Raw genomic sequence first — 11966 nt, 5'->3', positions numbered from 1 at the left:
GGCCTTATGCTGCAGCGTTAATGTTTCATTTACGTTATACGCGGATTGCGAAGGGATGAATGCTGGGAGGGGTTGGGAAATTATCTGGCGGGAAGCTAACTTCCCGCCGATACATTAGTTCTTTTTAACAAATTCAGATTTCAGCTTCATCGGGCCGAAGCCGTCGATCTTACAATCAATATTATGATCGCCTTCCACCAGACGAATATTTTTCACTTTCGTGCCGATCTTCAGCATTGAAGAACTTCCTTTTACTTTCAAATCTTTAATTACAGTTACGCTGTCGCCGTCGGCTAACAGGTTGCCATTTGCATCCTTGACGATTAATTCGTCGGCGTCGTGGCTGGATTCGGCGGTGTTCCACTCATGTGCGCATTCCGGGCAAATGAACATGCCGTTATCTTCGTAAGTGTATTCGGAATCACATTGTGGACAGTGCGGGAGTTGCATAGGGGATTTCCTCAAAAGTACATACACGGCCAGCATTTAGCTGACACAAAAGGCGCATTGCCTGAAAAGTCCGCAATTATACAGCAAAACCGCACATTTGCCGTTGTTATTGTTTTTTTTCATAAAGGATAAAAAAGTGATAGCGGTGACATAACCTGTCATTCGCTTAAGCGATGCTTATCGCAGAAACGTTGTGAGGATTATCTCATGCTTAATATTCGGAATATTTACGGGTGGAAATTGCCAGCATTTACTAATTCAGATATGGTGGCAGGGAGTACCTGATGTAATTAGCTACAAACTGTCATACCTGCTGCCTCCAGCGCCATTGGGGGATAATTACCTCTCAATTTGGGTGGGTAAATACATGACGATATATCCTGGCTGTTTCCAAAAATGCGCTACGCTGAAATTCTCTGGTTTTTTATGACCGGAGGGGTGTTGCTGTCATTTTTTGAGATAAAAATATCATTTCCTGATTCCCATCAGGTATTTATCTTTTCGAAGATATTTTCCACACGTAATTATAAAAGCCGAAACTTAACAAATAACTGCGCGGCTAAATAAAAGTAAGAAATTTGCGTTAAGGAAAGACTTTTAACATGCACACACAGACAATTTTTGAATTAAGCCAGGAGGCAGAGAGGCTGTTACAACTCTCTTTGCATAATCTCCAGGCGTTGAAAAAAATGCCGACGGCGACGTTTGATGAGACGAGCCTTCCTGGCACAGCAGAAAATGCCAACGTACTGCCTTTACATTTCAGTTCGCGCGGCGTTGAGGCACAACAGGCCACGCTGCACAATGAATTACGGAAAATCACCCGTCTGGAGATGGTGCTGGCGATCGTTGGCACCATGAAAGCCGGCAAATCGACCACCATCAATGCGATTGTGGGTACTGAGGTGTTGCCAAATCGCAACCGTCCCATGACGGCATTGCCGACACTGATTCGCCACACGCCGGGTCAGAAAGAGCCGGTGCTGCATTTTTCTCATGTGGGGCCGATCGATGCGTTGTCGCAACAGTTGCAGACACGACTGTTTAAGTACGATCGCGAAAAGCTGGCGCAAAAGCTGGAAATCGATAAAGACATGGCCGGTCTGCTGGATCGTATTGCCCAGGGGAATGCGTTTGACAAACACTACCTTGGCGCACAGCCGATATTTCACTGTTTGAAAAGTCTCAACGACTTAGTGCGGCTCTCGAAAGCGCTGGATGTGGATTTTCCTTTTTCCGCGTATGCCTCCATTGAGCATATTCCGGTGATTGAAGTCGAATTCGTGCATCTGGCCGGTCTCGATAAGCAACTCGGTCAACTGACGCTGCTGGATACCCCGGGGCCAAACGAAGCCGGGCAGCCCCACCTGCAAAAAATGTTGAGTGAGCAGTTAGCCCGTGCCTCCGCCGTACTGGCGGTGATGGACTATACACAGCTTAAATCGATTTCTGATGAAGAAGTGCGTCGCGCGATTTCCGCGGTTGGCCGCTCGGTTCCGCTCTATGCGCTGGTGAATAAATTCGACCAGAAAGATCGCAATAGCGACGATGAAGAGCAGGTTCGGGCGCTGATTTCCGGCACGCTGATGAAGGGGCAAATTAATCCGACGCAGATTTTCCCGGTCTCTTCTATGTGGGGATATCTGGCTAACCGGGCGCGCCACGAGCTTCAAAGCCAGGGACGCTTGCCACATCCGCAGGATCAGCGCTGGGTACAGGACTTTGCCGAAGCCGCTTTGGGGCGGCGCTGGCGTACAGCCGATTTAGACGATATCGAACATATTCATCATGCCGCCAACCTGTTGTGGGAAGACTCGCTTTTCGAGCAGCCGATCCGCAAGTTGTTGCACGCGGCCCATGCCAACGCATCGCTGTTCGCGCTGCGCTCGGCTTCGCATAAGTTATTGAATTACACACAGAGCGCCCGCGAGTATCTCGATTTTCGCTACCAGGGATTAACGGTGGCGTATGAGGAGCTGGAGCATAATATTACGCGTCTGGAAGAGGATATGGCGCTGTTGCGTACCAGCCAGGAGCGCGTTAGCGACGAAATTGCGCATGAAGTGGAAGAGGCGCTGGCTGCGGCGGAGACCTTTCTTCATGGTCAGCAGTTTGAAATCGTCGAGGCGATTGATGCCTGGTTCCACGAGGGAAAACTGGTGCGCATAGCGCGTGACAGCAAGGCGGATCTGCGTCTGAACGCGGGATTGACCCCGGACCAGCTTATTCTGGAAGATGAAGGTCAGGCGCAGATTGTGATCAGTAAAATCCGCTCAGGCTGTGAGACGATTTTACTGGCGGCGCAGGAGCGCATCAGCCGCGGGTTGGCTCTGCGTTTTGATGAACTGGAGCACACGCTGACTCGCTCCCTGAACGATACGATGCGTCCCATTGAAACCCGTATAAAAGAAGAGCTTAACCATGCGGGGTTTCGTGCGCGCATCAGTTTCCCGGCTTTCCAGCCCAGTACACTGAACTTTAACACCCGTTCGCTGTTTACCAACGTGATTTCGCCGGAAGATGTTCCCGCCGGGCAAGCAGCGCGGGCGAGCAGTGTGCGGGAAACGGTATCGCGCTGGCTGAATAACCCCAGTTGGGGCTGGGATGATTATGTGGTCACGCGTACCCGCTATGTCATCGATGTTGGCTCGTTACATCAGAAATTGATCAACCATATCGCGCATTTTTGTGAACAAATCCGTAAAGCTTTAGCCGCACAGGTCGATGTTTCTGTTACGGCAGGGATGGCAACATTTTTCGCCGAGTTCTCGTTAAGTCTCGCGGGACTACAGGAAAGTTTGCGTGACAGCCTGGCGATACGGCAGCAAAACGAATCGTCAGTATTGGCGTTGCGGCAGCATTTGCAGCACTGCATTCGGACGGCAAATTGGATCCACGAGGACGCTCGTCTGTTACGCGATGACATACAAACCCTATTCGCGGCAGATCAACCATGAAAAATCGACTTCTGGAAGGACCCGGACGCGTACTGGAAAGTATCCATCCGAAATTTATCGTGGACTTGGTGCAAGGCGTTGATGCGTCTCGTCAGTCAACAATCGTGCCCCAACAGCAGTTGTTCCGTGAGAGGCTGACGCAAGAGATCATGGCGCAAACGCAGCTGCGCCCGTGGGCTATGTCCGGTGTGTTAAACGACAATGATACGCTCCGCCTTGGGCTGGCTGAAAAACTGGCCAGTATGCTCGATCCTGGTCATCTGGCATTAACCCGCATTACTCAGCACCTGACGACTATGCAGCAAACCAGCCGCCCTGCCAGTAGTGCGACGCCCGGTTTACAACAACAGTACGATGAACTGATTGAGCATTTTAGCCAGCGTGCCGCGTGGAAAGAGAAAGCGCTGACGCAGCGTGGGTTAGCAGTGCAGGCGGGAAACCATAGTGAGCAGGTGTTTACCCACTGGCGTGCCGGGAGCTATAACGGCTGGTCGATGGCCGGGCGCTGTTATGTGGCGCTGGAAGAGTTGCGCTGGGGAGCGTTTGGCGATGCCTGCCGGCTGGCGAATGAAGATGTGGCGAATATGCTGAAAGACAATTTGCGTGTGATGGCGGCGGATTTTCTGGCTCAGGGCATTAATGCCGCACCGACCACCCGCCATTTTTATCATCAATGGCTGGCGACGCCGTCAACACCCGGGTTGATGGATTATAAAGATCTGCTGGGTTGGCTCGGCGACTGGTGCGATGCAGAACGTCATCCGGTTTGCTGGTCGGTGACGCAGAGCTGGCAAACAGTGGCGTTAGGGATGCCGCGACTCTGTTCCGCCACACGGATTGCGACAGCGATGGTGGAAGAGATTTTTGCTTAACCGTTGGTGTGCCCTGCAATTATCTGGCCGGACGGGTCGTTAATTGCAGGACATAGCGAACAACAAAAAGCCCCTGATGGGGCTTTTTTTGTGGGCGGTTAATGCCCGGTGGACTCGACGGCAGTTTCCGTTTTGTCTGTAGCGAGTGGAATAGTACCGAAACGCTTTGCATACAGTGCCGTGATGATCGGCACCAGAATCGCTGTCACAATCACACTGGCAGCAACCAGCGCCGTTGCGGAAGCGGCGACAGGCTGAAATGCCGGGTTAATCTGCGCGATAATCACCGGGTTAGCCACCGCTGCGCCAGCGGCGGAAGAGGCTGCCACACCGGCGGTACCGTTGCCGCCGCCGATCACGCGATCGGCAATGATCAGCGGAATACCGGTGATGATAATGACCGCCACACCAAGGAAGATACCCAGCAGACCGGTATCCAGAATCACGCTCAGATTGATGGTATTCCCCAGCGCGAAGCCGAAGAACGGGATCAGCACCGGCGTCGCCTTGCTGAAGAATGCGCGCAGGTCGTGATCGAGGTTACCGAGCGTAAAACCGATCAGGAACGGCAATACAGCGCCGACAAAGTGGTGTGGTTCAAAGGAGGCCAGACCTGCGGAGCCGAGGATCACCATGGTCATCAGCGGACCGGATTCCAGTGACATCAGCACAAATGCCCCGGACTCTTCTTTGCTACCGTACTGGTTCATCAGACTGGCGTACAGGCCGCCGTTGGTCATATCCATGGCGGAGACGATGGCCAGCACCGAGAGACCGGCGAAGAAACCGGTCTGGATCCCGGTGTCCGGAATAAAGGACGCAGCGATCATAGCAACGACCCATGCGACGGCGATTTTGGTCATCACCAGCGTACCGGATTTACGCAATACTGTGCCGGTGGCGCGTAAATCAATGGATGCACCAATACAGAAGAACCATACCGCCAGAATCGGTACTGTGCCGGTAATCATGCCTTTGGTGAAGGAACCGAAATACGCACCGGTATCCGGCGCAAGTGTGTTCAGAATAGCCCCTAATAGCAGCGGGACCAGCATCATCCCCCCAGGGATACGTTCAATTGTGGCCTTGATTTTCATAATGAGCCCTCATTTCTCGTCATCAGCATGAACGAGGAAAGATAAAAGTTAATATTCAATACTTTCAGAAAGTTAAATGATTATGTTATCGGTTTATTCGCGGCCATTTCCTGCCATCATTCGGGCTATGTGCCTTTGCCTGGCGCAGAACTGACGCTAACGCCGCTGTTTCTGCGCGTATCATCTGATCTTTGGAATATTGATTCAATAAGAATAAAACAGTGTTTTAGTTATCTTCATCACATATTTTGTGTAAAGATTTTCTGATGTTTTATCAAATTAAATTGCTGTAAATGAGTTGTGAAAAACCAGACGTAAATAAAGGAAGCAGAGTAATAATCACGGTCGAAATGAGGTGTGTTAAAAGTGGGGATGATGATCACCGAGGAGAATGTGTGAATTTGATCACATTTTAAAACCCTGCTAGGGTAAAAAGGTCATTAACTGCCCAACAGGCGTCAACAGGTTCGGTTGTACAGGCTGCCCATGCCAGTGTAAGTAAACCTGCTACGCTTGAATAAGAAAGCTGAAAACGCTGTAAAAACGTCTGGCAATAAAAGGAAAGTCGGGCGGTTCGGGCGAAAGTCTAAAGAGGAAAAGATGCATGTTAAAAAGGAAAAAAATTAAACCGATTACCCTGCGTGATGTGACCATCATTGATGATGGCAAACTGCGTAAAGCGATTACCGCCGCCTCGCTGGGTAACGCCATGGAGTGGTTTGATTTCGGCGTTTACGGCTTTGTGGCCTACGCCCTTGGTAAAGTCTTCTTCCCGGATGCCAACCCCAGCGTGCAAATGATTGCCGCGCTTGGGACTTTCTCCGTCCCCTTTCTGATTCGGCCGCTTGGCGGTCTGTTTTTCGGCATGCTCGGCGATAAATACGGGCGGCAGAAAATCCTCGCCATCACTATTGTGATTATGTCGGTCAGTACGTTCTGTATCGGCTTGATTCCCTCTTACGCCACGATTGGCATCTGGGCACCGATATTGCTGTTGCTGTGTAAGATGGCGCAGGGCTTCTCGGTGGGCGGGGAATATACCGGGGCGTCCATTTTCGTTGCGGAGTACTCTCCGGACCGTAAACGCGGGTTTATGGGCAGTTGGCTGGACTTTGGCTCCATTGCCGGTTTTGTGCTGGGCGCGGGCGTTGTGGTGCTGCTCTCGACCATTGTAGGCGAAGATAACTTTCTGGAATGGGGCTGGCGTATTCCGTTCTTTTTAGCGCTGCCGCTGGGTATTATCGGTTTGTATCTGCGCCATGCGCTGGAAGAAACACCGGCATTCCAGCAGCATGTTGATAAGCTGGAGCAGGGCGATCGCCAGGGGTTGCAGGAAGGACCGAAGATCTCTTTCAAAGAGATTGCCACCAAACACTGGCGCAGCCTGCTGACCTGTATTGGCCTGGTGATTTCCACCAACGTCACCTATTACATGTTGCTGACGTACATGCCGAGCTACTTGTCGCACAACCTGCACTACTCCGAAGATCACGGCGTACTGATCATCATCGCCATTATGATCGGTATGCTGTTTGTGCAGCCCGTGATGGGGCTGTTGAGCGACCGTTTTGGTCGCCGTCCGTTTGTTTTGCTGGGGAGCGTTGCACTGTTTGCGCTGGCCATTCCGGCCTTCATTATGATTAACAGCAACATTATCGGCTTGATTTTCGCGGGCTTGCTGATGCTGGCGGTGATCCTGAACTGCTTTACCGGGGTGATGGCTTCAACGTTGCCCGCGATGTTCCCCACGCATATCCGCTATAGCGCACTGGCCAGCGCCTTTAATATTTCGGTGCTGATTGCGGGTCTGACGCCAACGCTGGCTGCCTGGCTGGTGGAAAGCTCTGACAATCTGTTGATGCCAGCTTACTACCTGATGGTGATCGCCGTGATTGGTCTTATTACCGGCCTGACCATGAAAGAGACGGCGAACCGCCCGCTGAAAGGCGCAACGCCAGCCGCGTCGGATATTCAGGAAGCAAAAGAAATCCTGCAGGAGCATCACGATAATATTGAGCAGAAGATCGAAGATATTGATGAAGAAATTGCGCAATTGCAGGAGAAACGCGCACGGCTGGTGCAGCAGCATCCGAAAATTAACGACTAGTCCGATGATGAGCGGATGGCGGCAACGCCATCCGTATCGTTATCAGCAGCCGGCGGCAATATAATCCCCGTTCGCACTTACCGGGATGACGGTTAAGAACAGCACCACCGCAAACAGTATTAACGCCACGCCCCCTGCCATTTTCAATAGCGGAACCACCTTGCTTAATTGACCTGCGTTGCCACCAAAAAAGGTCGCTGTGCTGTTGCGCGCATAGCGCACCGCCAGCGATAACCCCATGATGGACAGCGCAGTGCCTACCGCCATGGTCATTACCGCAGCGATGCCCCATGTCACGATACCCAGAGCGTTTGAGAACAGCAAAATCATGATCGCACCGCTGCACGGGCGCGCGCCAATGGCGAGGATCACACCCAGACGTGTTTTCCAGTCGCCTTGTGTTGCCGCACCGACACCGTGATGGCCGCAACCGCACCGATCGCTATGCTGATGCAGCGGGGCCAGGCTGTGAATGTTCAGTGCGCGCGGGCGCAGATCGTTGATTGCACGCCAGGCGACATAAGCGCCAAATCCGCCAATCATCACGGCGCTGACCTTTTCCACATACCAGCGGCTTTCGCTCAGATCGCCGGCGGCGAGATTAAACCCCACCGCCAAAATAAAGACGAACAGGATGGCGCTGACCCCCTGCATCAGACTGCCCAGCACCGGTACCACACGGGCGGCCATCTCGCTCTCTTTGTTGGTGCTCAGATAAGTGGTAACGATAAATTTACCGTGACCAGGCCCGATGGCATGCAGTACGCCATAGAAAAAAGCCCCGGTCAGTAGCCATAGCCCGCCGCCGTACTGATGGTTATTCAGTTGTAGCAGGTACATCACCAGATAACGGTGCAGGGTGATTTGCGTGGCCAGGCACCATTGCAGAAACGCGCCCCAGTGAGCATGGATCGTGAAGAGCGCAAACAGCGCGACAGCCAGGGCGGCAAAAGCCGCAGGCAAGCGCCAGTCGCGGGTAAGAGGTTGCGTGGTCATAAGCTTACGGGCAATGAAAGAGTGATGCCTGAAGTATAGGCGGCGAAGGACATCGGCTCCAGCCTTCGCCGCAGGGTGCGTCAGGAAGGAAGCAGTCGTTTATGCCAGCGTCCCAGCACCAATACCGTGGTCAACGAACCCAGCAGGGCGCAGAACATATCGGATTGCGTATCCCAGGGATCGCCCTGGGTGCCGAGAAACTCATCCGCTCCCTGACCCATCGACAGTGCAGCCCACCACTCAACCAGCTCATAGGTGGCGCTGATCGCCAATGCAATGCAGCAGACAATAAAGTCGAGCATTTTTCCGCCGCGCACATAGCGCCCGCGTAGCAGAATCTCCCGCGCCGCCAGCGCCGGAACCAGCCCCTGGAAGAAGTGGCCGAGTTTGTCATACGGGTTACGGCTCAGGCCAAACAGGTGTTGCACATCAAAACCAATCGGTACTTTGGCGTAGGTGTACATCCCGCCGACCATCAGAATGATGGCATGGAAAAAAATCAGCCCATATAGCAATGCGGTTAACGGGTAGCGACGCCAGGTGGCGAGCAGCAGGGGGACGACGATCATTACGGGCACCACTTCCATCAGCCAGGTGATACGGTCTTTCGCCATCAGACCGGTATAGACCAGAATCAGTGCCAGAAGAAGTGCAGCCACGTTCAGCGTGGTGCGGTTAACGCTCTTAATCATACGTATAGCCATTTCGGAAAAAAGATAACTATCAGTCCGATAGTGTTAAAAAACAATCCTGCGGGCAAAATGACGTTACTCCGTTTTCCACTTTCTCTTTTGCAGCAATCTTCCGGTTATATTCGCGTGTTGGTAAAGTGAACAACCGATACGGATGAGCAAGCAGAAGGGCATTCAGGGTGAGCGGGATCATTGATTATCAAATCGAAAAGTACAGTTTTGTGGAAGCCGCTGAAACACCACGCTTGACGCAGCAGTGGGCGGATGTGGCGCAAGAGTGTCTGCAAGTCCGCGCTGGAGCGGAAGAACGGTTACGCATTGCATTGCTGAATGTGGACTACGTGACCAGCTTTGAGCTCCCTTTCCGGTTATTGCTGATCCGCGCGCCGCAGCTGATCGCCAGCGTGCGGGATGAACTACAACTCAACCAGAAAAACGTCATTTTCAATGGCAAGCGCTTTGGCTGCGTCTATAGCCTGAAAAATGATCTGAGCGATATACCAGACGCTTTTCAGTACCGTCTGTCGACCCGCATCCGGCGTGTTGATCCGACCGGAACGTCGGCGACGCCTTACCAGCAAATCGCCAAAGAGGTGCGTGCCCCGCGAGAACGCCTGAAGATGGCGCTGGAGCAGGGTTTGCAGGTCACCGCACTCGATGCGTTGTTCTGGTTTGGCAGCCAGCGTATTGCCGCCGATATTCAGCGGCTCAGAAAAGCCGGTGTGCGAATCGCCACAGCCGAAACAGAGGTGTCCGATAACCTGACCGGCACCACCCGCAACGTTCCGGTTTACCGGAGAGAGGAAGGGTAAGTGAGTTTTGCGTGGCGGCACTCTCTTTGTTCTGCCGAAGGCGTGAAATAGTGCGGTATGTTTCGTTCGTTATGCCCTTATGGGGAGCTTCCGGGCTTCATGAAATGCGTTCAACCCTATAATGACTTTTCAGGGGATACGGTCCAGGTCATCTCAAACAATGGTGTGCTTATGAATGTCGGGCGGCAGCCCCAGGATAGGTTTCGATGAGCAGAGTGATAAAGTACGGCGTGATTTCCCTCATTCTGTTGTTGGCTGTGGTTTTTTTTAAATTTTCTTCTGTGTATATGGCAGACAGTGTGGATTACACCCCTTCCGACTGGCTGGAATACCGGTTGTTGACGCCAGATGAAATCAAAAATGCCCCTCATTTCAGTAAAATCGTTATGTTACATTTCCGGGCTGCTGATGGTCCTGCACCCGAGTCGAGTCAGATTGAGTACGACGGTCAGGCAGATACGGCTGGTATCCAGCGTTATCTTGAGTCACTTGGTTACCACGAAACAGAAGATCCTGTGATGGGGAAAATGTGGGTCAAGGGTGACAGCGATAAAGGGGCGTTCATTACGCAGACAGGAGAGTCGACAAAACTGACTTTTATCGAATAATCGAACGGAGTTCGATGAAGAGTCCGGAAGCAGAAAAGCAAAAACCCAGCCAAGGGCTGGGTTCGCTAAATAAGTGGTGCCCGGACTCGGACTAACGCCGCAGGCATTGAACAGCGCGTTTGTCGCGCTGGCCCCGAAGGGGTGAGCCGCTTGCGGCGAATAATCGAACGAAGTTCGATGGAGAGTCCGGAAGCAGAAAAGCAAAAACCCAGCCATAAGCTGGGTTCTCTGAATAAGTGGTGCCCGGACTCGGAATCGAACCAAGGACACGGGGATTTTCAATCCCCTGCTCTACCGACTGAGCTATCCGGGCAACGGGGCGCATTAAACCTTAATCGTCTTAAGGCGTCAACCTTATTTCTTTAAATGCTAACCGGTTGCTCAACTTTGCGGCAATCTGTGCGATTCTGCGGCGTAAAACGAGAATTGCACAAATCTTCCAGACTTTTATTGACCGGCGAGGAATGCTAAAAAAACTGAAGGCGTTCCGGAGGCTTTATGGCTAATGACTGGCTGGAACTGCGGCAGCATGCAGATACCGGCATTGAAACAATTCGCGCCCACTTTGAAGGGCACGCATATGATCCGCACTGGCACGATAGCTACCTGGTGGGGATCACGCTGGCGGGCACCCAGCAGTTTCACTGCCGTCGCGAGCGCCATCGCAGCACGCCTGGCGACGCTTTTTTACTGGAACCGGGAGAGATCCACGATGGCGATGCGCCCGTCGCCGGCGGTTTTACCTACCTGACCTTTTATCTTGATAAACACTGGCTGAGCGATACATTACGCGGCCTGTATGAGTCGGTGCCGTCCAGCTATTCACTCCATTTTTCTCATACTATCGCCCGCGAACCGCAGTTGATCGGTGCGATTGCGCAGACCTTTTACGCGCTGCACCGCGAAGAGATGCGTATTGTCCAACAAAGTGCTATGGATACACTGCTTAGCCAGCTGACTCACCATTGCCAGTGGCATAAACGACTGCCTTCGCAGGTGCAAAGCGCGGCGATTGCTCACCGTGCCAGGGATTATCTTCATGCGCATATTGGTGACAATATTGGATTGTCGGACCTGGCGCGGGAAACCGGCACCGATCGCTTTACGCTGACGCGCTGCTTTAAGCGCGAATTCCACTTAAGCCCTCATGCCTGGCTTATTCAGCTTCGCCTTGCCACGGCACGCGCGCAACTGGCGCAGGGCGCACAACCGGCCAGCGTTGCTGCCGCATTAGGCTTTGCCGACCAGAGTCATCTCGGGCGCTGGTTTCAGCGGGCTTATCGCCTGTCGCCCGCGCATTACCGCAGGTTGTGCACAAATCTTCCAGACGATACGGAAAAATAACGCCACAGTCTGAGGCTCATGACTAAGGAGC

10 protein-coding genes and 1 tRNA gene are annotated in these 11966 nt (G+C 52.7%); 6 read left to right on the top strand and 5 right to left on the bottom strand.

The window, feature by feature from the left end; translation table 11 throughout:
• Positions 1-114: 114 nt before the first annotated feature.
• The gene (locus tag ABGA49_RS11155; protein WP_061498605.1) at positions 115-450 is read right to left on the bottom strand and encodes a zinc ribbon domain-containing protein YjdM; all 336 of its coding nucleotides are present in this window, start codon (positions 448-450) and stop codon (positions 115-117) included.
• Between the two features lie 602 nt (positions 451-1052).
• Here ABGA49_RS11155 and crfC point away from each other — a divergent pair.
• Entirely contained in the window at positions 1053-3407 is a 2355-nt protein-coding gene (gene crfC / locus ABGA49_RS11150) for a clamp-binding protein CrfC (protein WP_347665558.1), read from the top strand.
• Positions 3404-4279, top strand: coding sequence for a diguanylate cyclase regulator RdcB family protein (locus tag ABGA49_RS11145; RefSeq protein ID WP_061498597.1), 876 nt, complete (start codon positions 3404-3406; stop codon positions 4277-4279). Before crfC ends, ABGA49_RS11145 begins: the two co-directional genes overlap by 4 nt.
• A gap of 98 nt (positions 4280-4377) precedes the next feature.
• Here the strand turns inward: ABGA49_RS11145 and kdgT are convergent, their stop codons facing one another.
• Positions 4378-5376: a 2-keto-3-deoxygluconate transporter gene (gene kdgT / locus ABGA49_RS11140; RefSeq protein WP_088237250.1), complete on the bottom strand. Its 999-nt coding sequence runs from the start codon at positions 5374-5376 to the stop codon at positions 4378-4380.
• 604 nt (positions 5377-5980) lie between these two features.
• Here kdgT and proP point away from each other — a divergent pair.
• Complete coding sequence (gene proP, locus ABGA49_RS11135) at positions 5981-7483, top strand: glycine betaine/L-proline transporter ProP (protein ID WP_061498590.1); 1503 nt, start codon at positions 5981-5983, stop codon at positions 7481-7483.
• Positions 7484-7525: 42 nt separating this feature from the next.
• Here the strand turns inward: proP and ABGA49_RS11130 are convergent, their stop codons facing one another.
• On the bottom strand, positions 7526-8479 hold the full coding sequence (locus tag ABGA49_RS11130) for a nickel/cobalt transporter (RefSeq protein ID WP_061498588.1): 954 nt from the start codon (positions 8477-8479) through the stop codon (positions 7526-7528).
• An 80-nt stretch (positions 8480-8559) separates the two neighbouring features.
• On the bottom strand, positions 8560-9171 hold the full coding sequence (locus ABGA49_RS11125) for a DUF2238 domain-containing protein (protein ID WP_263098370.1): 612 nt from the start codon (positions 9169-9171) through the stop codon (positions 8560-8562).
• Between the two features lie 179 nt (positions 9172-9350).
• On the opposite strand from ABGA49_RS11125, the gene ABGA49_RS11120 reads away from it, so the two are divergent.
• Positions 9351-9983, top strand: a complete 633-nt coding sequence (locus tag ABGA49_RS11120) for a helix-turn-helix domain-containing protein (protein ID WP_134318981.1) — start codon at positions 9351-9353, stop codon at positions 9981-9983.
• A 206-nt stretch (positions 9984-10189) separates the two neighbouring features.
• Positions 10190-10591 carry a hypothetical protein gene (locus ABGA49_RS11115; RefSeq protein WP_061498580.1) on the top strand — a complete coding sequence of 134 codons (402 nt, stop codon included), beginning with the start codon at positions 10190-10192 and terminating at the stop codon, positions 10589-10591.
• A gap of 237 nt (positions 10592-10828) precedes the next feature.
• Here the strand turns inward: ABGA49_RS11115 and ABGA49_RS11110 are convergent.
• Positions 10829-10904: transfer RNA gene (locus ABGA49_RS11110), tRNA-Phe, on the bottom strand.
• A 185-nt stretch (positions 10905-11089) separates the two neighbouring features.
• On the opposite strand from ABGA49_RS11110, the gene ABGA49_RS11105 reads away from it, so the two are divergent.
• Positions 11090-11935, top strand: coding sequence for an AraC family transcriptional regulator (locus ABGA49_RS11105; RefSeq protein ID WP_347665557.1), 846 nt, complete (start codon positions 11090-11092; stop codon positions 11933-11935).
• Positions 11936-11966 lie beyond the last annotated feature (31 nt).

Origin of the sequence: Kosakonia sp. WA-90 (assembly GCF_039871955.1) — a bacterium.
GTDB lineage: Bacteria > Pseudomonadota > Gammaproteobacteria > Enterobacterales > Enterobacteriaceae > Kosakonia > Kosakonia oryzendophytica.
The sequence above is the reverse complement of the archived record's forward strand: the minus strand, read 5'-3'. Positions and strand labels throughout refer to the sequence as shown.

Excerpts from the sequence above, each read along its gene's own strand:
- ABGA49_RS11155 (WP_061498605.1), bottom strand. The coding sequence starts at position 450 with ATGCAACTCCCGCACTGTCCACAATGTGATTCCGAATACACTTACGAA.
- crfC (WP_347665558.1), top strand. The coding sequence starts at position 1,053 with ATGCACACACAGACAATTTTTGAATTAAGCCAGGAGGCAGAGAGGCTG.
- ABGA49_RS11145 (WP_061498597.1), top strand. The coding sequence starts at position 3,404 with ATGAAAAATCGACTTCTGGAAGGACCCGGACGCGTACTGGAAAGTATC.
- kdgT (WP_088237250.1), bottom strand. The coding sequence starts at position 5,376 with ATGAAAATCAAGGCCACAATTGAACGTATCCCTGGGGGGATGATGCTG.
- proP (WP_061498590.1), top strand. The coding sequence starts at position 5,981 with ATGTTAAAAAGGAAAAAAATTAAACCGATTACCCTGCGTGATGTGACC.
- ABGA49_RS11130 (WP_061498588.1), bottom strand. The coding sequence starts at position 8,479 with ATGACCACGCAACCTCTTACCCGCGACTGGCGCTTGCCTGCGGCTTTT.
- ABGA49_RS11125 (WP_263098370.1), bottom strand. The coding sequence starts at position 9,171 with ATGATTAAGAGCGTTAACCGCACCACGCTGAACGTGGCTGCACTTCTT.
- ABGA49_RS11115 (WP_061498580.1), top strand. The coding sequence starts at position 10,190 with ATGAGCAGAGTGATAAAGTACGGCGTGATTTCCCTCATTCTGTTGTTG.
- ABGA49_RS11105 (WP_347665557.1), top strand. The coding sequence starts at position 11,090 with ATGGCTAATGACTGGCTGGAACTGCGGCAGCATGCAGATACCGGCATT.